Origin of the sequence: Actinoplanes sp. KI2 (assembly GCF_025630775.1) — a bacterium.
In the GTDB taxonomy this organism is placed as follows: domain Bacteria; phylum Actinomycetota; class Actinomycetes; order Mycobacteriales; family Micromonosporaceae; genus Actinoplanes.
The window spans coordinates 126,151-146,768 of the sequence record NZ_JAOSZE010000025.1 but is presented as its reverse complement, the minus strand read 5'-3'; the positions used below and the strand labels follow the sequence as shown (position 1 = coordinate 146,768).

General features: G+C 71.0%; 20 protein-coding genes. 11 read left to right on the top strand and 9 right to left on the bottom strand.

Annotated elements, in window-relative coordinates; translation table 11 throughout:
• The first annotated feature begins 141 nt into the window (after positions 1-141).
• The 5 genes from ODJ79_RS26290 to ODJ79_RS26270 are packed head-to-tail and all read left to right on the top strand — an operon-like array spanning position 142 to position 3,418.
• Complete coding sequence (locus ODJ79_RS26290; protein WP_030443670.1) at positions 142-627, top strand: CarD family transcriptional regulator; 486 nt, start codon at positions 142-144, stop codon at positions 625-627.
• 41 nt (positions 628-668) lie between these two features.
• Positions 669-1,361 carry a 2-C-methyl-D-erythritol 4-phosphate cytidylyltransferase gene (ispD, locus tag ODJ79_RS26285; RefSeq protein WP_263026245.1) on the top strand — a complete coding sequence of 231 codons (693 nt, stop codon included), beginning with the start codon at positions 669-671 and terminating at the stop codon, positions 1,359-1,361.
• 4 nt (positions 1,362-1,365) lie between these two features.
• On the top strand, positions 1,366-1,842 hold the full coding sequence (ispF, locus tag ODJ79_RS26280; RefSeq protein ID WP_263026244.1) for a 2-C-methyl-D-erythritol 2,4-cyclodiphosphate synthase: 477 nt from the start codon (positions 1,366-1,368) through the stop codon (positions 1,840-1,842).
• Positions 1,839-2,225 (top strand): PPOX class F420-dependent oxidoreductase, encoded by a 387-nt coding sequence (locus tag ODJ79_RS26275; RefSeq protein WP_263026243.1) that lies wholly within the window; start codon positions 1,839-1,841, stop codon positions 2,223-2,225. The genes ispF and ODJ79_RS26275 overlap by 4 nt, the downstream gene beginning before the upstream one ends.
• 23 nt (positions 2,226-2,248) lie before the next feature.
• Positions 2,249-3,418 carry a tetratricopeptide repeat protein gene (locus ODJ79_RS26270; RefSeq protein ID WP_263026242.1) on the top strand — a complete coding sequence of 390 codons (1,170 nt, stop codon included), beginning with the start codon at positions 2,249-2,251 and terminating at the stop codon, positions 3,416-3,418.
• 49 nt (positions 3,419-3,467) lie between these two features.
• On the opposite strand, the gene ODJ79_RS26265 is transcribed toward ODJ79_RS26270, so the two are convergent.
• The 6 genes from ODJ79_RS26265 to ODJ79_RS26240 are packed head-to-tail and all read right to left on the bottom strand — an operon-like array spanning position 3,468 to position 10,076.
• Positions 3,468-4,484: an N-acetylglucosamine kinase gene (locus ODJ79_RS26265; RefSeq protein ID WP_263026241.1), complete on the bottom strand. Its 1,017-nt coding sequence runs from the start codon at positions 4,482-4,484 to the stop codon at positions 3,468-3,470.
• Complete coding sequence (locus ODJ79_RS26260; RefSeq protein ID WP_263026240.1) at positions 4,481-5,737, bottom strand: 6-phospho-beta-glucosidase; 1,257 nt, start codon at positions 5,735-5,737, stop codon at positions 4,481-4,483. The genes ODJ79_RS26265 and ODJ79_RS26260 overlap by 4 nt, the downstream gene beginning before the upstream one ends.
• Positions 5,734-6,624: a carbohydrate ABC transporter permease gene (locus ODJ79_RS26255; RefSeq protein WP_263026239.1), complete on the bottom strand. Its 891-nt coding sequence runs from the start codon at positions 6,622-6,624 to the stop codon at positions 5,734-5,736. Before ODJ79_RS26255 ends, ODJ79_RS26260 begins: the two co-directional genes overlap by 4 nt.
• Positions 6,621-7,547, bottom strand: coding sequence for a carbohydrate ABC transporter permease (locus ODJ79_RS26250; RefSeq protein WP_263026238.1), 927 nt, complete (start codon positions 7,545-7,547; stop codon positions 6,621-6,623). Before ODJ79_RS26250 ends, ODJ79_RS26255 begins: the two co-directional genes overlap by 4 nt.
• Before the next feature lie 3 nt (positions 7,548-7,550).
• A complete protein-coding gene (locus ODJ79_RS26245) occupies positions 7,551-8,867 on the bottom strand; it encodes an ABC transporter substrate-binding protein (protein ID WP_263026237.1) in 1,317 nt (438 codons plus the stop codon).
• 36 nt (positions 8,868-8,903) lie between these two features.
• Positions 8,904-10,076, bottom strand: coding sequence for an ROK family transcriptional regulator (locus tag ODJ79_RS26240; RefSeq protein ID WP_263026236.1), 1,173 nt, complete (start codon positions 10,074-10,076; stop codon positions 8,904-8,906).
• 194 nt (positions 10,077-10,270) lie between these two features.
• On the opposite strand from ODJ79_RS26240, the gene ODJ79_RS26235 reads away from it, so the two are divergent.
• A complete protein-coding gene (locus tag ODJ79_RS26235) occupies positions 10,271-11,482 on the top strand; it encodes a chitosanase (RefSeq protein WP_263026235.1) in 1,212 nt (403 codons plus the stop codon).
• Between the two features lie 42 nt (positions 11,483-11,524).
• On the opposite strand, the gene ODJ79_RS26230 is transcribed toward ODJ79_RS26235, so the two are convergent.
• Positions 11,525-13,084: a hypothetical protein gene (locus tag ODJ79_RS26230; protein ID WP_263026234.1), complete on the bottom strand. Its 1,560-nt coding sequence runs from the start codon at positions 13,082-13,084 to the stop codon at positions 11,525-11,527.
• A gap of 66 nt (positions 13,085-13,150) precedes the next feature.
• Positions 13,151-14,314: a homogentisate 1,2-dioxygenase gene (locus ODJ79_RS26225; RefSeq protein ID WP_263026233.1), complete on the bottom strand. Its 1,164-nt coding sequence runs from the start codon at positions 14,312-14,314 to the stop codon at positions 13,151-13,153.
• An 82-nt stretch (positions 14,315-14,396) separates the two neighbouring features.
• Between ODJ79_RS26225 and ODJ79_RS26220 the strand changes: the two genes are divergently transcribed.
• The 5 genes from ODJ79_RS26220 to ODJ79_RS26200 are packed head-to-tail and all read left to right on the top strand — an operon-like array spanning position 14,397 to position 18,823.
• Positions 14,397-15,242, top strand: coding sequence for a hypothetical protein (locus tag ODJ79_RS26220; RefSeq protein ID WP_263026232.1), 846 nt, complete (start codon positions 14,397-14,399; stop codon positions 15,240-15,242).
• Positions 15,239-16,336, top strand: coding sequence for a fumarylacetoacetate hydrolase family protein (locus ODJ79_RS26215; RefSeq protein WP_263026231.1), 1,098 nt, complete (start codon positions 15,239-15,241; stop codon positions 16,334-16,336). Before ODJ79_RS26220 ends, ODJ79_RS26215 begins: the two co-directional genes overlap by 4 nt.
• Before the next feature lie 45 nt (positions 16,337-16,381).
• Positions 16,382-16,840: an SRPBCC domain-containing protein gene (locus ODJ79_RS26210; protein WP_263026230.1), complete on the top strand. Its 459-nt coding sequence runs from the start codon at positions 16,382-16,384 to the stop codon at positions 16,838-16,840.
• A 14-nt stretch (positions 16,841-16,854) separates the two neighbouring features.
• A complete protein-coding gene (locus ODJ79_RS26205) occupies positions 16,855-18,000 on the top strand; it encodes a PQQ-like beta-propeller repeat protein (RefSeq protein ID WP_263026229.1) in 1,146 nt (381 codons plus the stop codon).
• A 13-nt stretch (positions 18,001-18,013) separates the two neighbouring features.
• The gene (locus tag ODJ79_RS26200) at positions 18,014-18,823 is read left to right on the top strand and encodes an SMP-30/gluconolactonase/LRE family protein (RefSeq protein WP_263026228.1); all 810 of its coding nucleotides are present in this window, start codon (positions 18,014-18,016) and stop codon (positions 18,821-18,823) included.
• Positions 18,824-18,898: 75 nt separating this feature from the next.
• Here the strand turns inward: ODJ79_RS26200 and ODJ79_RS26195 are convergent, their stop codons facing one another.
• Positions 18,899-20,563 carry a fumarate hydratase gene (locus ODJ79_RS26195; RefSeq protein ID WP_263026227.1) on the bottom strand — a complete coding sequence of 555 codons (1,665 nt, stop codon included), beginning with the start codon at positions 20,561-20,563 and terminating at the stop codon, positions 18,899-18,901.
• Between the last annotated feature and the right edge of the window lie 55 nt (positions 20,564-20,618).

The following is a 20,618-nucleotide window of genomic DNA, read 5'->3' as shown; positions in this document are numbered from 1 at the left end:
CCGAGGCAGGTCCTAAGGCTTCTGTCAAGCCGTAGAAAGGCCCGTCACATGGCCCCTGAGCAGCACTAACAGTCACCGGCAGAGGGGGACATAGCTGCCTGAGCGTGTTACCCTAGACACAGCGAAAGGGGCTTCGAACCTATGGTTTTCAGTGTCGGCGAGACCGTTGTTTACCCCCACCACGGGGCCGCACTCATCGAGGCAATCGAAACTCGGGTCATCAAGGGCGAGGAGAAGCAGTACCTCGTTCTGCGGGTTGCCCAGGGTGATCTGACCGTTCGGGTGCCCGCTGAGAACGCCGAGATCGTCGGCGTGCGTGAAGTGGTTGGCGAGGAAGGCCTGGGCAAGGTCTTCGACGTCCTCCGCGCACCGCACACCGAGGAGCCGACCAACTGGTCGCGGCGTTACAAGGCCAATCTCGAGAAGCTGGCCTCCGGTAACCCCCTCAAGGTTGCCGAGGTTGTTCGCGACCTCTGGCGGCGCGAGCGCGAGCGCGGTCTCTCCGCCGGAGAGAAGCGCATGCTGGCGAAGGCCCGCGACATTCTGGTCGGCGAGGTCGCTCTCGCGGAGAAGAGCACCAAGGACGAGGCCGAGGTTCTGCTCGACAAGGTCCTCACCGAGGCCTGACCGGACGCTACACCCCGAATATCTTTGTCCAGGACCGCGACGTGACCGCGCAGCTTAATGCTCGCGGTGACGTCGCGGTCCTTGTTCCGGCCGCGGGCGCGGGCGTCCGGCTCGGCCCGGGCGGCCCCAAGGCCCTGCGGCTGCTGGCCGGGGAGCCGCTGCTGGTGCACGCCATCCGCCGGGTCGCGGCCGCGGCCTCGGTGCGGATGATCGTGGTGGCCGCTCCCGCCGCCGAGGTCGAGGCGGTACGCGAGCTGCTCGCCCCGGTGGCGCCGGTGACCGTGGTGGCCGGCGGCGCCGAGCGGCAGGAGTCGGTGTCGCTGGCGCTGGCCGCGGTGCCGGCCGAGATCGAGGTCGTGCTCGTGCACGACGCGGCGCGCGCGCTCACGCCGCCGCAGCTGATCGAGTCGGTGGCGGCCGCGGTGCGTCAGGGGCACCCGGCCGTCATCCCGGTGCTGCCGGTGGTCGACACGATCAAAGAGGTCGGACCCGGCGACACCGTCCTCGGCACCGTCGACCGCAGCGTCCTCCGCAGCGTCCAGACCCCGCAGGGCTTCCGGCACGACGTGCTCACCGAGGTGCACGCGTCGGCCGACGACGCGCTCACCGACGACGCCGGCCTGGTGGAGAAGGCCGGGCTGCCGGTGACCTGCGTGCCCGGCTCCGAGCTGGCCCTGAAGATCACCAGACCGCTGGACCTGGTCCTGGCCGAGGCGCTGCTGCACGTACGCTGAGCGCGTGATCGATCAGCGGGTCGGCATCGGCACCGACGTGCACGCCTTCGCGCCCGGCGAGCCCTGCTGGGTGGCCGGGCTGTTCTGGCCGGGCGAGACCGGCCTGGCCGGACACTCCGACGCGGACGTCGCCGCGCACGCCGCCTGCGATGCGCTGTTCGGCGCGGCCGGGCTCGGCGACCTCGGCAGCAACTTCGGCACGAGCCGGCCGGAATGGGCCGGCGCCTCCGGCGCGGCGATGCTGGCCGAGACCGTGCGGCTGGTGCGGGCCGCGTCGTTCGACGTGATCAACGTCTCGATCCAGGTGATCGGCAACCACCCCAAGATCGGCAAACGCCGGGACGAGGCACAGCGGGTCCTCTCCGAGGCGGTCGGCGCCCCGGTCACCGTCTCCGGCACCACCACCGACGGGCTCGGCCTGACCGGGCGGGGCGAGGGACTGGCCGCGATCGCGGTGGCCATGATCAGATCATCGACATGAGTGTCTCGCTGCCCGACAACGTCCGCCGTCTGGCCGACTCCACCACGTTCGCGGTGGTCACCACGATCAACGCCGACTCCAGCCCGCAGTCCACCGTCATCTGGATCAAGCGGGACGGCGACGACGTGCTGTTCTCGACGATCCGGGGACGGCGCAAGACCCGGAACATGGAGCGCGACCCGCGGATCTCGCTGTGCGCGTACGACCCGGCCGACCCGTACTACTACTTCACCGTGGAGGGCACGGTCACCCTCGTCGAGGAGGGCGGCGACGACCTGATCGACGAGCTCAGCCGCAAGTACGACGGAAAGCCGTGGACGCCGACGCCGGGGGCGACGCGGGTGGTCTGCCGCCTCACCCCCGACCGTGTGATCACTCACTAGCGGACAGCGCCTACGCTCGACGCGTGGGCCCTGACCTCGATCCCGAGACCACGCCGGAGGAGTATCGGCAGCGCGCCCTGCTGCTCGCCGACCTGGGCCGATACGACGAGGCGGCCGGCGAGATCGCCGCCGGTCTGAGCGCCGCGCCGGACGAGCCGAGCCTGCTGACCACCCTGGCTCGCATCCATCTGGCCGCCGACCAGCCGGCCGAGGCACTGGCCGCGGCCGAGCGGGCGGTCGCGGCCGCGCCCGAGGCGCTGACCGTGCTGATCGTCCGGGCGATGGCGCTCACCGACAGCCGGCGGTACGCGGACGCGGCCCAGGTCGCCTCGGACATCCTGCGCCGGTGGCCGGCCGACGCGTACGCGCAGCGCACCGGCGCCGCCCTGCTCAGCGAGTCGCACAACGGCCAGGAGGCGCTGAACGCCGCGTGGAACGGGGTCCGGGTCGCTCCGGCCGAGGCCGAGGCGCACCTGGTGCTCGCCGTCGTGGCCGCCCGGCTGCAGCTGTTCGAGCTGGCCCAGCGGGCGTACGCGGAAGCCTTGGATCTCGACCCGGCGATCGGGACCGCCCAGAACGACGTCGGGATCGTCCGCTTCGAGCGCCGGCGCTGGGCGCAGGCCCTCGAGGGTCTGGCCGACGACGCGGCCCTGCCGGTGACCGCCGACGAGCCGCCGGTCGACGACGGGCCCTATCCTGAGCCGTTCCCCCGGCCGTATCAGGCGCCCGACCGGCCCGAGCCGCAGACGCCGCCGGGGTACTCCTCGGCGAGCTGGACCGGGGAGCCGGCGGTGAGCCGCCCGCGCGGCCCGGTGCTCGACTCGTCGGCCGAGGAGGCCGGCACGTTCCGCCGGGGTGCCCAGATCGCCGCCAACGCCACCCTGATCGCCGCGGTGGTCTCGGCCGCGATGTCGACCGCCAGCGACGGCATCTCGCGGGCGTGGGCGGCGCTGTTCGGGCTCATCATCGTGGTCGGCGTGACGATCTGGCTCAAGCGCAGCATCCCCGGCCCGCTGAGCGCCGCGCTGACCCGGCTGCGGTCGAGCCACCGGTCGCTGGCCGTGGCGCTCTACCTGAGCCTCGCCGGCCCCCTGCTGCTGCCGGTGTATGCCCTGGTCGGCGGCGTGATCCCGCTGATCGTCGGCATGCTCCTGGCCGCCGCGGCCACCATGGTCGTCCTGATCCGGAGCTGACACAGCTCTGCCTACCAGCCAGTTTCGAGGGGTAAGCAGAGCGGCGCGTTCAGTCCGCGACCGGCTCGGTGAGGCGGACCTGGGTCGGCGGGCGGGCCGCGATCTCGGCGCGCAATGTCGGCTCGGCGGCCGCCGAGAGACCGAGGGCGTCCAGGGCCAGCAGCGCCGCCCCGGCGACCGGCGGGGATTCCAAGACCGACGGCTGGACGTACGGGGAAAGCGCCCGCGCGCCGGACACCACCTGATCGTGCAGTTGCGGGTGGCGGGCCCGCAGCACACCCCCGCCCAGCACCAGCGCGTGCGGCCGGTCGAGCAGGTCCAGCCGGCCGGCCGCCACCCGGTACTGGGCCAGGATCTCGACGGCCTGCCGGTCGATCAGGGCCGAGGCCACCTCGTCGCCGGTGGCGGCCACCTCGAACAGCACCGGGGACAGCTCGTGGATCCGTTCCATCGGCAGGTCGCCGAAGTGCAGGGCGATGCTCACCGCCTCGACCGTGGGCAGTCCGAAGTGGTCGGCGACCGCTCGGGACAGCGCGGTCGGCCGGCCCCGGCCGTCCTCGCCGCGGGCCGCCTCGCGGAGCGCGTGGTCGGCCAGGTCGTGCCCGCCGCCCCAGTCGCCGGTGATCGGGCCGAGCGCGAGGAACCGGGCGGTGCGCCCGTCGGCGGCCCGGCCCACGCAGTTGGTGCCGGCGCCGCAGACCACCGTCACCGCGTCCGGCATCGAGGTGCCGGCCCGCAGCAGGGCGAAGCAGTCGTTGTCGACGATCGTCCGGCGGGCCCAGCTCTCCGCCGCGATCGCCTGTTCCAGCCGGGTCACCTCGATCGGCAGGTCGGCGCCGGACAGGTACGCGGCGACCGCCTCGATCGGGGCGCCGAGGGGCAGGCCGGCGTCCGCGTGCACGGCCCGGATCAGCCGGCCGAGCACCGCGACGGCGCCCGGCAGGCCGACGTTGTGCGGGGAGGACGTGCCGCCCCGGACGAACCCGAGGATCTGCCCGGTCTCGTCGCCGAGCAGCACGTCCGTCTTCGAGTTGCCGCCGTCGATCGCCAGATAGAGCGCTCTCATCGGGCCCACGCGAGATGGTCCCGGCCGGCCGCGATGAGCTTGTCGGCCAGCGCGTCGGCGTACTCGTGCTGCCCGATCAGCGGATGGGCGAGCAGCGCGCGGTAGACCCGGTCGCGGCCACCGCGCAGCGCCGCGTCCAGCGCATACTCCTCGTACCCCCAGACGTGGGTGATCAGGCCGGCCAGGTCGGGCGTGACCGGGGTGACCGGCAGCGGCGCCGGGCCCTCGAGGCCCGCCCGGGCCGAGACCTCGATGACCGCCGCGTCCGGCAGGAACGGCAGGGTCCCGTTGTTTCGCACGTTGACACTGTGGACGGACGTGTCGTCGTGCCCGTACAGCGAGGCGAGCAGGCCGACGGCGGCCTCCGAGTAGAAGGCGCCGCCGCGCTCGCCGAGCAGTGCCGGCTTCTCGGTGAGCGTCACATCGCGGTACATGTCGAGCAGGATCGCCTCGATCTCGGCGACCCGCTGGCCGCGCGTCGGGGCGCCGAGCGACTCCCGTACGTGCTTGTCGTGGTTGTAGAAATACGACAGGTAGTAGGAGGGCACGTTGCCGAGCATCGTGACGATCTCGGGCGGCACGTCCACTTCATCCGATATTTCCGACAGATGCTCGGAAAGCAGGTCGGGAAGCCGGTCCACGCCGTCCACATAGGCCGCCCGCTCCCAGGTCAGGTGATTGAGCCCGATGTGGTCGAGCACGACGGCGGACGGCTCGACGCCCAGATAGCCGGCGAAGCGGCGCTGGAAGCCGATCGCCACGTTGCACAGGCCGACCGCCCGGTGCCCGGCGTCGAGCAGCGCCCGGGTGACGATGCCGACCGGGTTGGTGAAGTCGACGATCCAGGCACCCGGCCTGGCCCGCCGGCGGATCCGGTCGGCGACGTCGAGCACCACGGGCACCGTGCGCAGCGCCTTGCCCAGCCCGCCCGCGCCGGTCGTCTCCTGCCCGACGCAGCCGCACTCGAGCGGGAAGGTCTCGTCGCTGATCCGCGCGTGCTGCCCGCCGACCCGCAGCTGGATCACCGCGGCGTCCACGTCGGTCACGCCCGCGTCGAGGTCGGTCGTCCAGGTGACCTTGCCCGGGTGACCGTAGTGACCGAAGATCCGGGCCGCGAACGCCCCGACGATCTCCAGCCGCTCGGCCGCCGGGTCGATGAGGACGAGCTCGTCGACCATCGTGCCCAGGCGGGCGAAGCCGTCCACCAACTCGGGCGTGTAGGTCGAGCCGCCGCCGATAACCGCGATTTTCACCCTTTGAACCCCGTTAACGTGATGCCCTGTACAAAGGCGCGCTGAGCGAAGAAGAAAATGATGATCAATGGGGCCATCGCCAGCACCGTTGCCGCCGTGACCAGGTTCCAGTCGACGTGGTGGACGCTGCGGAACGACGCCAGGCCCAGCGTCAGCGTCCACGCCTTCTCATTCTCGCTGGTGTACAGCAGTGGCCCGTAGTAGTCGTTCCAGCAGAAGAAGAACTGGAACAGGCCGGCCGCCGCGATGCCCGGCTTGGCCATCGGGAGCACCACCCGCAGCAGGGTCCGCCACTCGCCGCAGCCGTCCACCCGGGCCGCGTCGAGATACTCGCTCGGGATGGTGAGCAGGAACTGCCGCAGCAGGAAGATGCAGAACGCGTCGCCGAACAGCGCCGGGATGATCAGCGGCCAGAGCGAGCCGGTCAGGTGGTAGCGCGCCCACATCAGGTACAGCGGCACGGTGACCACCTGCGGCGGCAGCATCATCACGCAGATGATGGTCAGGAACAGCACGTTGCGGCCGCGGAACTTCAACTTCGCGAGGGCGTACGCCGCGGGCACGCTCGACGCGATGGTCAGGACCGTGGCGGTGACCGCGTAGATCACCGTGTTGAGCAGGTAGCGCGGCAGCGGGGTGGCCTGGAAGACCTTGACGTAGTTCTCCGGGTGCCAGGTCTGCGGCCAGTAGTTGCTGGTCAACGCCTGGTTGCTGGTCATCAGCGAGAGCAGCACCAGGTAGACCACCGGGGTCACGAACATGATGACCAGCACGATCGCGATGCTGTGCTGGGCGACCCAGGCGAGCCGGCTCTGCCGCCGGTTGCGCCGGCTCGGCGCCGGCTTGACGATCGGCTCGGACGGTACCTCGAGCACGGCGGCCGTCATGATTCCTCCCCGGAGAAGGCCTTGGCCCGGCGCAGCAAAATCAGGGTGACGATGAACGCGACCAGGAATAGGGCGACCGCCAGCGCGTTCGCGTAGCCGAGCGCGTTGTAGCGGAACCCGACGGTGTACAGCCAGAGCGGATAGGTGAAGGTCGAGCCCTCCGGGTAGCCGAAGGACTGGGAGATGCCGGCGCCGGTGGTGGCCTGCCCGCTGGCGATCGAGCCGGCCACCGCCGCCTGGTCGAAGTACTGCAACGTGTAGATCACGCCGGTGACCGCGGCGAACAGGATCACCGGCTGGATCGTCGGCAGCGTGATCGACCGGAACTTGTGCCAGGCGTTCGCGCCGTCCAGCGACGCGGCCTCATACAGGCTCTCCGGAACGCCCAGCACCGCCGCCAGGAAGATCACCATCAGGTCCCCGATGGCCCACAGGCCCAGCAGGACCAGTGACGGCTTCGCCCAGGCGGGAGAGTTGAACCAGAGCGGGCCGTCGATGCCGATCTTCTCGAGGAGGTGGTTCACCGGGCCGGTGCCCGGCTTGAGCAGGTAGACGAACGCGATGGTGGCGGCCACCGGCGGGACGAGCGCGGGCAGGTAGAAGATCGTCCGGAAGAAGCCCGCGCCGCGCCGCAGGTTGGTCAGCAGCATCGCCAGGCCGATCGCCCCGATGATCCGCACCGGGACGAAGACCACCACCATCCACAGGGTGTTGCGCACCGACTGGAGCAGGAACGGGTCGTCCGCCATCCGCTTGTAGTTGTCCAGCCCGACCCACTGCGGCACGGACAGCAGGTCGAACTTCGTGAGCGAGAAGTACACCGCCGAGATCAGGGGGTAGAGGAAGAACACCGCGATCCCGATGAGCGCGGGCGCCAGCATCGACAGGATCGTGAGGTTCTTCCGTACGCGGATGGCGGTCATCGGTCAGCCGCCGAGGGTCATGACGCTGTTGATCTGCTTGTCCGCGTCGGCCAGCCCGGAGTCCAGGTCCTTCACCTTGCCGGCCTGGTAGTCGTTGAGGAACTTGCCGAACGTCTCCTGGTAGGCGGGGCCGGAGGCGGACGGCGGCGTGGTCATCGAGTTCGGGTTGGTGAAGATGTCGATGAACGTCTTGAAGTCGGCGTCCGCGTTCAGTGTCGGGTCGGCGATCGACTTCTGCGTGGTCGGCACGTTCTTGATCAGGTTGGCGAGCTTGGTGACCGCCGCGTCGTTCGTGGTCAGGTACTTGATCAGCTCCCAGGCCGCCTCGGGGTTCTTGGCGTTCTTGGAGATACCCATGATGTTGCCGGTCACGTAGCCGCCGCCGTAGCGGGCCGGATCCGCGGTCGGGATCGGCGCCACCCCGTACTTGAGGTTGGGGGATTGGTCCTTGAGGAACGCCAGCCGGTACTCGGCGTCCATGTTGATCGCGACCTGGCCCTTCTGGAACGCGTTGTCCGCGCTGAACTCGTCGCCGAGGCTGGACCGGAACTTGTTCAGGTTGTCGTAGCCGTACCAGTCGACGAGGTTTTTCTGCCAGGTCAGCAGCGTCTTCCAGTTCGGGTCGGTGCCGACCGCCGACTTGCCGTCCGGGGTCAGCCACTTCGCGCCGGTGGACGGGGCCAGGTGGGCGGCCGCGTTCTCGTAGAAGTCGTACAGCGGCAGGAAACCGACCGTCTTGAGCGAGCCGTCCGGGTTCTTGACGGTCAGCTTCTTGGCGTCCTCGGTGAGCTCGTCCAGCGTCTTCGGCGGCCCGGTGAGGCCGGCCTTCGCGAACATGTCCTTGTTGTAGTACATGCCGTACGCGTCGGCGAGGAACGGCATCGCGCAGCGCTTGCCGCCGTACTCGGTGTACTGCCGGGTGGTCGCGTTGAGCTGGTTCAGGTCGACCTTGTCCCGGCTGAGGTACGGGGTCAGGTCCACCCACGCCCCGGACGAGCAGAACTTGCCCACGATGTCGGTGGAGTAGGAGAGTCCGATGTCCGGCCCGTTGCCGGCGCCGATGGCCTGAGTGACCTTCGAGTCGTCCTGTCCGGGCTTCACGGTCACCTTGATGTTGGGGTGCGACGCCTCGAAGTCCTTGATCACCTGGTCGATGGCGGCGGCCTCGCGCTCGGTGAAGAAGTGCCAGAGCTCGACCGTGCCGGAGACGCTGGCGCCCGGGTCGGCGATCTTGTTCTCTTTCGGGGCGGGGGTGCATGCGGTGGTCAGCAGAACGGCGGTACCGAGGGCAAAAAGGGCAGAGGGTATCCGTTTGTTCACTTTGGGCCTCTCAACTGACGGGGTGCTGCGGGGGGATCAGCTGTCGCGAATTGCGGTGATCAAGGCTTCGCGGACGGCGGTGAGGCCGGCGTCGAGCGCGCCGAGCAGCACCGCGTCGTCATCGAGGGAGGTGACCGCGATCGTGCTCTCCAGCGGCGCCGTCCGGCGGGCCGCGGCGGTCACCGCGGCCAGCAGCGTGTCGCCGCCGGCCTGGGCGATCGGGCCGGCCAGCACCACCAGGTACGGGTCGAGCACGGCGGTCACCGCGGCCAGGCCGATCGCGATCCGGTCGGCGAGCGCGGTGATGAAATCGCCCGACGTGGTCGCGGCCGCCCGGACCACGGCGGCCGGCGTGTCCCCGGCGATCCCGTTGTCCCGGGCCAGCTCGAGGATGGCCGCGCCGCCGAACAGGTCCTGCAGGTCGAGCTTGCGATCGGCCGAGTCCGGCGAGTACAGCGGCATGTAGCCGATCTCGCCGGCGCCGCCGCGGGCGCCCCGGATCAGCGTGCCGGCAATGTCGATCGCCAGGCCGAGGCCGTCCTGGCCGATCCAGAGCAGCGCGAAGCCGTCCGCGTCCCGGCCGGTGCCGCGTCGGCGCTCGGCCACCGCGGCCAGGTTCACGTCGTTGTCCACGCCGATGTGCGTGCCGAGCGCGGCGGCGATCTCCGGGACCAGGCCGGCGCGCGCGAAGCCGGGCACGTCCACGTGCCGGATGGTCTCGGTCCGCGCGTCGTACGAGCCGGGGACGCCGAGCTGCACGTGCCGGATCCGGTCGCCCGGGACGCCGGCCTCGTCGCGCAGCCGGGCCACCACGTCGACCAGGGCCGCGGCCGGCTGCGCCGCGAGGAAGTCGACCCGGGACTCGAAGCGGGCGCGGACCGCGCCGGTGAGGTCGCAGAGCGCGGCGGCCACCGAGGGGGTGCCGCTGGTGCCGATGTCGCGCACCGACACCGCCGCGGTGTAGGCCGCCTCCGGGTTGGCGGCGTAGATCTCCGCGTTAGGTCCGGGCCGGCCGCTGTTGTGGCCGACGACGGTGACCAGGCCCGCATCGGTCAGCCGGCGCAGCACCTCGGAGATCGTCGGCGTCGAGAGCGCCGTGAGTTTGCGCAGGTCGGACCGGGTGAGCATGCCCGGGTCGAGCAGGTGCGCCAGCGCCGCGCTCTCGTTCATGGCGCGGAGCAGCTTGGACGAGCCGGCCAGACGCGGCAACTGAGCTCCCGGTGGTGATTGGCAAACTGACTAACAGTTGCCTCGGACGGTAGGCACGGGCCACGCGTGTGTCAAGGCCCGCCACAGGCAGCCTAGACCCCATCATCGACGGGGATTGATAAAGCTCTTTAACAGTTGTAGCGTCTCTGCCCATCGCGCGCGCCATCCCCGTATCCCCCTCTTCGAGGAGCGCCATGAAACGCGTGAGGAGACTCGCGTACGCCTCATTGGGCCTGGTCGTCCCCGCCGCAGCCGTCGCGTACGGCCTGCTCCCGGCCAGCGCCGCCACCGCCGGACCGATCACCGGTCTCGGTGGCAAGTGCATCGACGTCGCCGGCGCCAACAGCGCCAACGGCACCGCCGTGCAGCTCTACGACTGCAACGGCAGCTCGGCGCAGCAATGGTCGGTCGGCAACGCCGACGGCTCGATCCGCGCGCTGGGCAAGTGCATGGACGTCACCAGCGGCTCTACTACGAACGGAGCCAAGATTCAGCTCTACGACTGCAACGCCACCGGCGCCCAGAAATGGACCGTCTCCAACGGTGCGCTGGTCAACACCGGGTCGGGCAAATGCCTCGATGTCACCGGCAAGCGCTCGGCGAACGGCACCCGGCTGCAGATCTGGACATGCAACAACGCGGCGAACCAGACTTGGTCCGTGTCCGGCGGAACAACACCCACAACTCCGGCTACCTCTGCCCCTTCGGGCAAGAACCTGGACGATCCGGCGAAGAAGGAGGTCGCCATGGAGATCGTCTCGGCGGCCGAGAACTCGTCGCTCGACTGGCGGGCCCAGTTCGCCTACATCGAGGACATCGGTGACGGGCGGGGCTACACCGCCGGGATCATCGGGTTCTGCTCGGGAACCGGGGACATGCTGGAGCTGGTCCAGGCGTACACGAACACCAAGCCGTCCAATGTGCTCGCCAAGTACCTACCGGCGCTGCGCAACGTCAACGGCTCCGACTCGCACGCGGGCCTCGACCCCAACTTCACCAAGGACTGGAAGACGGCGGCCGCCGACCCGGTGTTCCAGGCCGCGCAGGAGGCCGAGCGTGACCGGGTGTACTTCAACCCGTCGGTCGCCGACGGCAAGGCCGACGGGGTGCGGGCGCTGGGCCAGTTCGCCTACTACGACGCCGCGGTCATGCACGGCTACGACGGCATGCGGGCGATCCGCAGCCGGGCGCTGGCCAAGGCCAGGCCGCCGTCCCAGGGCGGCGAGGAGCGGACCTGGCTCAACGCGTTCCTCGACGAGCGGGTCGTGGAGATGAAGAAGGAGGAGGCGCACTCGGACACCTCCCGAGTGGACACCGCCCAGCGCGTCTTCCTCAACAACGGCAACTTCGACCTGAACACGCCGCTGGACTTCAAGGTCTACGGCGACCCGTACCACATCGGCTGACCCGAGGTACCGGGGTCGTGACGCGACCCCGGTACCCCCTTTTCAGAGGACGCGGAACTGGTACTCGGTGGGGTCGGAGACGATGTCGCCGACGTGTTCGCGTACCCGCAGGGTCACCCAGCCGGACGCGTCCGGGGTCCAGGTGATCGTGGCCGTCTCGCCGGTGACGGTCTGGGTCTCGCCGTCGTTGAAGGAGTACTCGTAGCCGGTCACGCCGTCGTGTGCCGGCGCGAAGACGAACTCGCCGGCTCCGGTCCCGCTCCCGTACATCGGGTACTGCTCCGACGAGACCTGCGGGGCGTGTGACGTCAGGTCCCAGCCGAACTCCGCGATCGACGACTCGGTGCCGCTCGCCGCCCGGCTGCGGATCTGTACGTCCAGGTAGGGCCAGTCGCGGGGGGTGTACTGGACGGTGGCCGTGCCGTCCGGGCCGGCCGGGGTCACCCGCTCGGTGGCGCCGAAGTCGGTCGACCAGACGTACTCGGTCACGCCCGGCTCGCCGGGGTGGAAGGTCAGCGTGACCTGCTGGCCGACCAGGGGCGGCGGGGTGCCGTCCGCCGGGAAGTCGGGCGAGGTCACCGTCGGGGTGGTGGGCGGGTAGACCAGGTTCACGCTCCATCTCGCCTCGCCCGTCGGCAGGCCCGCGGCCGTGTGGCCGATGACCGAGACGGTGTTCATGCCCGGCGCGGTGGGGGTGACGACGAAGGTCGCGGTGCCGTCCGCCGCGGCGGTGACCGTGGTGGCGGGGCCGTCGTTCAGGCGGTAGTCGTAGGAGACCAGGCCGCCGAGCTTGCCGGGGGCCACCCGCAACGTGTGCGACTCGCCCGGGCCGGCGTCGGGGGTGAGGTCGGTCAGTTGGGGCTCGGTGTCGCGGACGCGGAACTCGTACGTCGTCTCGCCCGAGCGATTGCCGGTGCGGTCGATCGCCTGGACGGCGATGTGGTTGGTGGCGTAGGTGGCCGGCGTGTACCGGATGACTGCCCTGCCGTGGGCGCCGACCGGCACGTCGGTCAGACCGACGCCCGGGGCGGACCAGCGGAACTTGACCACGTCGGTGTCGCCCCCGGCGACCGCGAGGGTGAACGTGCCGGGGATCCCGGGGCCGCCCGCCTCGCCGGTCGCGGGGTAGTCGGTGGAGGTCACCGCCGGCGGGTGCGGCACGGTCGTGTCCACCGTGAAGGTGCACTCGGGCGACCAGCGCGACTGGGCGCCGGCCGCGTCGGTGGCGCGGACCTCGAAGCGGTAGCGCACGCCGTTGAGCAGCGGCGCCGCCGGCTTCGACCGGGCGAGACCGCCGGCGACGGTCAGCGGCGTGCCGGCGGACCACTCGACCCGCTGCTCGGCGTGGCCGACCGGCCACAGCGCGAAGGTCGCGGTCACACTCTCGGCCGCGTTGACGCCGAAGTCCGGGTCGTCGAGCCGGGCGCCGAGCTCCGGCGTGGTGGTGCCGATGAAGATGCCCTTGTCGCCGCAGGCGATGCCGGCGGCGGAAAGGGTCGCGGGAACGGTCGGCCGGTGGTTCGCGGCGGCGGCCTGCGCGACCCCGGCCGGTATGAGAATCGCGCCCACGGCCGCCGCGGCGACCACGAGAAAGCGGGACAAGTGTGTTCCTCCTAGGATCGTTGATCACCGATCCTAGAAGGAAGTCGATCTAGATTGGGGACCGCCTCAGGCCTGCCGGTTCCAGGTCCAGGCGTAGCCGGTGTCCTCCACGGCGAGCGCCGCCTCGCACAGGTCCAGCGGCCGGAACGTGTCGACCATGACGGCCAGTTCGTCGAACGCCTCGACGCCGAGCGCCCGCTCGACCGCCCCCGGCTGCGGCCCGTGCGTGAACCCGCTCGGGTGCAGCGAGATCGACCCCTGCTCGATGCCGGAGCCGCGCCGCGCCTCGTAGTTGCCGCCGGTGTAGAACAGCACCTCGTCCGAGTCGACGTTGTGGTGGTTGTACGGCACGGGAATCGCCAGCGGGTGGTAGTCGACCTTGCGCGGCACGAACGAGCAGACCACGAAGTTCGGCCCCTCGAACGTCTGGTGGACCGGCGGCGGCTGGTGCAACCGGCCGGTGATCGGCTCGAAGTCGTGGATCGAGAACGCCCACGGGTACAGGCAGCCGTCCCAGCCGACCACGTCGAACGGGTGATGGGCGTAGACGTGCCTGGTCCAGCCGGCCCGGTGCTTCACGTACACCTCGACGTCGGTCTCGTCGACGGTGATGGGTGAGTCGGGCGCACGCTGGTCGCGCTCGCAGTACGGCGAGTGCTCGAGGAACTGGCCGCGCACCGAGAGGTAGCGCCTCGGCGGGCCGATGTGCCCGGTGGCCTCGATGGTGAGCATCCGTACCGGGCCGCCGCGCGGGACGATCCGGTGGACCACCGAGGTCGGAATGATCACGTAGTCGCCGGTGCCGACCTCGAGCCGTCCGAAGGTCGACTCGACGATCGCGGCGCCCTCCTCGACGTAGAGGCACTCGTCGCCGACCGCGTCGCGGTACAGCGGGGACGGCCGGTCGGCGATCACGTACCCGATCCGGACGTCGTTGTTGACCAGCAGCGGACGCCGGCCGAGCACGGCGTCCGCGGGGCCCGCGTCGACCTTGTGCGTGCGCAGGTGCCGCGGCTTGAGCGGCAGGTTCGGGGTCTGTCCCAGCGGCGGCGGCTCGTGGACCTCGGCCGCGACGATCGCGGTCGGCGCGTGCCGGTGATAGAGCAGGGACGAGTCGGAGGAGAACCCCTCCTGACCCATCAACTCCTCGGCGTACAGGCCGCCGTCGGGGCGCCGGAACTGAGTGTGCCGCTTGTGTGGCACCTCGCCGACGCTGCGGTAGTACGGCATCGTTGCCTCTCCCACCCGGTTCAAAAACCGACATAGCGGACGTGGTTGTCCGCTTCTCGAAGCGTCTATTAGGTTCAGTTTCGTGTCAACGCTGGTGCCTACGCTGTTCGCCGGGCTTGTCGATGACGCGTCCCTGCTCCCGCCCAGCTTCATCAGCCTGCCTGACGCGGTGGCCAAGCACGCCGAGCATCGAGAGGCCTGGTTCGCCCGGCTGCTCGGGCCGCTGCTGGTGCCGGCGTCGGTGATCGGCGTCGAGCTGCCGGCCGGGGAGCTGCCGGTCGCGCTGGTCGGCGACGTGCCGGTGAGCGCCGTCCCGGCCGCGGTGGAAAAGCTGCGGGCGTCCGGCGCGCTCGTCCACCACGTGGAGGCGCCGGTTGCCCGTCGCGGTGAGGATCCGCAGCCCGGCCTGGCCCAGCTGCGCGCCCTGGCCGGCAATGACGAAGACCTCGAGGTGTACGCCGAGATCCCGCTCAGCTGGGGCCTGCTCGGCGCATTGGACACGGTCGCCGAGTGCCGCGCCGCGGGTCTCCGGATCGCCCCGAAGTTCCGGGTCGGCGGGCTGGCGGCCGAGCTGTTCCCGACGCCGGTCGAGCTGGCCGCCGTGGTCTGCGCGTGCCGCGACCGGGAGCTGCCGTTCCGGCTCGCGGCCGGCTTGCGGCACGCGATCCGGCACACCGACCCGGAGACCGGCTTCACCCACCACGGCTTCCTCAACGTCCTGGTCGCCGCGATGCTCGCCGGCGACGGCGCCGAGGTGGCCGACGTCGCCGAGGTGCTGGCCGCCACCCATCCGGTGCCGCTGGTCGAGCCGGCCCGGGCGCGCCAGGCCGGCCCGCGGCCGCTGTTCGTCGGTTTTGGCTCGGCCAGCGTGGTCGAGCCGCTCACCGAGCTGGTCCGGCTCGGTCTGATCAACGGGGGTCACCAATGAGCCGCTACGGCATCGAAAACCTGCCCTACGGGGTGTTCCGCCGACCCGGCGAGGCGCCGCGTCTCGGCGTACGCCTCGGGTCCTCGGTTGTTGATCTTTCGCCGTTGGGCGGGCTGCTCGACCGGAGCACGCTGAACCCGCTGATGGCGGCCGGTCCGGCGCAGTGGGCGGCGGCCCGCGAGGCGGTCGTGGAGTTCGTGACGGCCGGGTCGGCGCGCATTCCGCTCAGCGACGTCACGCTGGACCTGCCGTTCGAGGTGGCCGACTACACCGACTTCTACTCGTCCGAGCAGCACGCCCGGAACGTGTCGGCGATCCTGCGGCCCGACTCGCCGGAGTTGCCCGAGCATTGGCGGCATCTGCCGATCGGCTATCACGGACGGTCGAGCACCGTGGTCGTCTCCGGCACCCCGATCCGGCGCCCGTCGGGGCAGCTCGGGGCCGGTGTCTTCGGGCCCTGCCGGCGGCTCGACATCGAGGCCGAGGTCGGTTTCGTGGTCGGCGTCGGCGGGCGGCGGATCCGCACCGACGACTTCGCCGAGCACGTTTTCGGCGTGACGCTGGTCAATGACTGGTCGGCCCGGGACATTCAGGCATGGGAATACCGTCCGCTCGGCCCGTTCCTGGCCAAGTCGTTCGCCACCTCGGTCTCGCCCTGGGTGGTGCCGTTGGCGGCGCTGGCCGGTTCCGCCGCCCGCGAGCAGGATCCGGAACCGCTGGACTACCTGCGGCCCGCGGGCCCGGCGTACGACCTGAGGTTGTCGGTGGAATGGAACGACACCCGGGTGAGCTCGCCGCCGTTCGCGTCGATGTACTGGACGGCCGCGCAGCAGTTGGCGCATCTGACCAGCAACGGCGCGTCGGTGCGGACCGGAGATCTCTACGCCTCCGGCACGGTCTCCGGCGACGCGCGGGACCAGGTCGGTTCCTTCCTGGAGCTGACCTGGAACGGGACCGAGCCGGTGAAGCTCTCCGACGGCAGCACGCGCGGCTTCCTCGAGGACGGCGACCGGGTCACCATCAGCGGAACCACGATCGGGGCGGCCGGCGTCGAGATCGGTTTGGGCGAAGTGACCGGAACCATCCTCGCCTAGAGTTTCGCGCCTTACTCTCGTAGCGTGTATTCGGGAGGTCACGCTATGTCGACGGTCGCGGTGACACGCCTGATCGAGGCGCCGGTCGCCGAGGTCTGGCAGGTGTTCACCGACCTGGGCCGGCGGCGACAGTGGTTGTCCAGCGTCACCGCCGTCGAGGTGCTCACCAAGGAGCCGTTCGGCGCGGGTGCCACCTGGCGGGAGACCCGCCGGATGGCCGACGGCGGCGAGGTCACCGAGGAGTTCCGGGTCGACGAGTGCGAGCCCTTCGAGCGGTTCGTGGTCACCTCGCCGGGCATCGGCGCCGACTACCGGATGACCTACTCGTTCGTCCCGATTCTCTCCGGCCGGCACCGCGGCGGCACGATGGTCACCGTCGTCCAGGACGGCATGGCGACCGCGCCGGCCGGGCGTTTCCTTGCGCTGATCTTCGGCGGTCTCGCGGCCGGCACCGCCGAGGGCGCCCTCCGGCGCGACCTGGACGATCTGGCCGCCGCGGCCTGACATAGTCTCTCGGGGTGCCCCGGGTCCTTCTGCGGTCGCTGTTTGCGCTGGTCGTGGCCGCCGCGGCGGTCCTGATCGGCTGGCGTGTGCTGCGCCCGGCCGAGGTGCTGGCCACCGCTACGCCGCCCTATCCCACGACCCCGGCGGTCTGGCCGCACGTCATCGGGCGCACCCCGATAGCCCCGCTGATCGTCGAGGACCGGGTGCGCATCTACGCCTCGAAGCGGCAGATCCGGGCCGACGCGCCGGCCGACGCGGACACCGTCCGCACCGCGATCTGGTCCTTCCGCCGCTGGCCCGAGCAGCTCTCCGGGGTGGTGGCGACCGGGCACATCGTGATCAGCCGCTGGTCGGACGGCGCCCTGGTGGCCGGCGACGCCGGGACCGGGAAGATCGTCTGGCGGGCCGAGGGTCCGTCCGGGCCCGGCTACTCCGGCCACCGCACCGGCGCCGGCACCGTCTGGCAGCCGGACGGCCTGCGGGTGGCCGGCCACCGCGTCCTGGTCACCGCCGGTGGGCAGATTTCCGCGTACGAGGCGAGCACGGGCGCCCGGCTGTGGACGTCCGCGACCGCGTGCGACGACGGCTTCACCACCGCCGGTGGGCAGCTGCTCTGTCCGTCGGGCGCGCTGGACTCGGCGACCGGCGCGGCGGCCGCCTCGTTCCCGGCCGGCCCGTACACGCCGGTCGGCTGCGACGTCGCCTCGTCCGGGTGCGCCGCGCTGCGCGACGCCGCGGGGCACGGTTGGCTCACCGCCGGGGCCACCCCGGTGCGCGCGGCCGCGCTCGACCGTCCGGACGCCACGGTCGCCGCCGGACTGGTCTTCTACCCCGAGGGGAACAGGCTGCGTTCGGTCGACCCGGTCACCGGCGCGGCCCGGCACGACTACCCCGTCGCGCACGTGCTGGGCGTCTCGGCCGGGCGGGTGGTGCTGCTGACCGCCGACCGCACGCTGCTGGCGATCGACCCGCGGACGGGGCTGACCGTGGCGCGGTACCCCATGGCGAACGAGAACGAGAGTTTGACCTGGGATCCGGGACTCTGGCAGGTGACCGATCGCTTTGTGGCGGTCGAGCGGCTGGCGGTCGACCGCCCGGACAACCCGGACACCCCCGGCTACTACTTCTCGGTCAACACGGTGCTCATCGCCGAGCTGTGACTACTGTGGTCGGATGGCGGACCCACGGGCGGTGCTGACCGGGCTGGTGATGGGCGAGTCGGTCCGGTGGCACGACGACCGGCTCTGGTTCTGCGACTGGGGCGCCGGCTCGGTGATCAGGGTCGACGCCGGCCGCCCGACGGTCGTGGCCCGGGTGCGCGGCCTGCCCTTCTGCATCGACTGGCTGCCCGGCGGCGCCCTGCTGACCCTGGACGGCCCGGCCGCCCGCCTGCTGCGCGACGGCGCCGATTACGCCGACCTGTCCGGCATCGACGGCGTGCACCCGTGGAACGACATCGCCGTCGACTCGCGCGGCAACGCCTTCGTCAACAACATCGGGTACGACTTCCCGGGTGGCACGCCGGCGCCCGGCCTGATCGCCGTGGTGACCCCCGACGGCAAGGCCCGCCAGGTGGCCGACGACCTGCTCTTCCCGAACGGCATGGCGGTCACCCCCGACGACGCCACCCTGATCGTCGCCGAATCGCACGGCGCCCGCCTGACCGCTTTCGACATCGCCCCCGACGGCACCCTCACCCACCGCCGAGTCTGGGCCGACCTGCCCGGCGACGCGCCCGACGGCATCGCCATCGACGCCACCGGCGCGGTCTGGTACGCCAGCGTCCCGGCCCGGCACTGCCGTCGCGTTCGCGAGGGCGGCGAGGTGCTGGCCACGGTCGCCTTGCCGGACGGCGCCTTCGACTGCGCCATCACCGCCGACCAGCAGACCTTGTACGCGGTGACCGCCGACTACACCGACCCGCAAGCCATGGTCACCGGTGCCACCGGCCGCCTCTTCGAGATCCCCCTAGTCCCCGCCTGACCGCAGCAAGACCCCAGATCTAGGGGCGCAAGCGTGACTGGTGCGCGCCTAGTCTCCAAGATTTGGCCGCGCTGGCTAGCGCTTGCCGATCTGCAGGGTCAGGGCGGGCTTGGCGACCTCGGCGAAGAAGTCGTTGCCCTTGTCGTCGACGACGATGAAGGCGGGGAAGTCCTCGACCTCGATCTTCCAGACCGCTTCCATGCCCAGCTCCGGGTACTCCAGGACCTCGACGTGCCGGATGCAGTCCTGGGCCAGGCGGGCGGCCGGGCCGCCGATCGAGCCCAGGTAGAAGCCGCCGTGAGCCTGGCAGGCCTTGGTCACCTGGGCGGAGCGGTTGCCCTTCGCCAGCATCACCAGGGAGCCGCCGGCCGCCTGGAACTGTTCGACGTAGGCGTCCATCCGGCCGGCCGTGGTCGGGCCGAACGAGCCGGACGCGTACCCCTCGGGGGTCTTCGCCGGTCCGGCGTAGTAGACCGCGTGGTCGCGCAGGTACTGCGGCATCGGCTCGCCGGCCGCCAAGCGCTCCGAGATCTTCGCGTGGGCGATGTCGCGGGCCACGACCAGCGGGCCGGTCAGCGACAGGCGGGTCTGCACCGGGTACTGGGACAGCTCGGCGCGGATCTCGGCCATCGGGCGGTTCAGGTCGACCCGGACGACCGGGCCCTGGTCCAGCTCGACGTCGGGCAGGAAACGGGCCGGGTCGGGCTCGAGGCGCTCCAGCCAGACGCCGGACGGGGTGATCTTTGCGAGGGCCTGCCGGTCGGCCGAGCAGGAGACCGCGATGGCGACCGGGCAGGACGCGCCGTGCCGGGGCAGGCGGATCACGCGTACGTCGTGGCAGAAGTAACGGCCGCCGAACTGGGCGCCGATGCCGAAGCCGCGGGTCAGTTCGAGGACCGCGGCCTCCAGCTCGAGGTCGCGGAAGCCGTGCGCGGACATCGTGCCGTGCCGGGGCAGGTTGTCCAGGTATTTGGCGCTGGCCAGCTTCGCGGTCTTCAGCGCGTACTCGGCGCTGGTGCCGCCGATGACCACGGCCAGGTGGTAGGGCGGGCAGGCCGAGGTGCCGATCAGGCGCAGCTTCTCGTCCAGGAACTCCATCATCCGCGCCGGGTTCAGCAGCGCCTTGGTCTCCTGGTACAGGTACGACTTGTTGGCCGAGCCGCCGCCCTTGGCCATGAACAGGAATTTGTACGCGTCCGGCTGGCCGCCCGGGTCCTCGGCGTACAGCTCGATCTGGGCCGGCAGGTTGGAGCCCGTGTTCCGCTCGTCCCACATGGTGAGCGGCGCGAGCTGGGAGTAGCGCAGGTTGAGCCGGGTGTACGCCTGGTACACGCCCTGGGCGATGGCCTCCTCGTCGGTGCCGTCGGTGAGCACGTGCCGGCCGCGCTTGCCCATCACGATCGCGGTGCCGGTGTCCTGGCACATCGGCAGCACCCCGCCGGCCGCGATGTTCGCGTTGCGCAGCAGGTCGAGCGCCACGAAGCGGTCGTTCGCCGACGCCTTCGGGTCGTCGATGATCGAGCGTAGCTGGGAGAGGTGCGCCGGGCGCAGGAAGTGCGCGATGTCGTGCATCGCCTCGGCGGTGAGCTGGGTGATCACCGCCGGGTCGACGGTGAGGAACCGGCGGCCACCGGGGCCGTGCACCACGTCCACGCCCTCGTCCGTGACCAGTCGGTACTCGGTCAGGTCGTCGCCGATCGGCAACAGCGGCGAGTACGAGAAGGTGGCGCCTCTGCTCATGACCGGAAAGCCTAGGACAGCGGCGCCTCGTGATGCGAACCGCTCTCGCCGAATG

Excerpts from the sequence above, each read along its gene's own strand:
- ODJ79_RS26290 (WP_030443670.1), top strand. The coding sequence starts at position 142 with ATGGTTTTCAGTGTCGGCGAGACCGTTGTTTACCCCCACCACGGGGCC.
- ODJ79_RS26275 (WP_263026243.1), top strand. The coding sequence starts at position 1,839 with ATGAGTGTCTCGCTGCCCGACAACGTCCGCCGTCTGGCCGACTCCACC.
- ODJ79_RS26265 (WP_263026241.1), bottom strand. The coding sequence starts at position 4,484 with ATGAGAGCGCTCTATCTGGCGATCGACGGCGGCAACTCGAAGACGGAC.
- ODJ79_RS26255 (WP_263026239.1), bottom strand. The coding sequence starts at position 6,624 with ATGACGGCCGCCGTGCTCGAGGTACCGTCCGAGCCGATCGTCAAGCCG.
- ODJ79_RS26250 (WP_263026238.1), bottom strand. The coding sequence starts at position 7,547 with ATGACCGCCATCCGCGTACGGAAGAACCTCACGATCCTGTCGATGCTG.
- ODJ79_RS26235 (WP_263026235.1), top strand. The coding sequence starts at position 10,271 with ATGAAACGCGTGAGGAGACTCGCGTACGCCTCATTGGGCCTGGTCGTC.
- ODJ79_RS26225 (WP_263026233.1), bottom strand. The coding sequence starts at position 14,314 with ATGCCGTACTACCGCAGCGTCGGCGAGGTGCCACACAAGCGGCACACT.
- ODJ79_RS26215 (WP_263026231.1), top strand. The coding sequence starts at position 15,239 with ATGAGCCGCTACGGCATCGAAAACCTGCCCTACGGGGTGTTCCGCCGA.
- ODJ79_RS26210 (WP_263026230.1), top strand. The coding sequence starts at position 16,382 with ATGTCGACGGTCGCGGTGACACGCCTGATCGAGGCGCCGGTCGCCGAG.
- ODJ79_RS26200 (WP_263026228.1), top strand. The coding sequence starts at position 18,014 with ATGGCGGACCCACGGGCGGTGCTGACCGGGCTGGTGATGGGCGAGTCG.
- ODJ79_RS26195 (WP_263026227.1), bottom strand. The coding sequence starts at position 20,563 with ATGAGCAGAGGCGCCACCTTCTCGTACTCGCCGCTGTTGCCGATCGGC.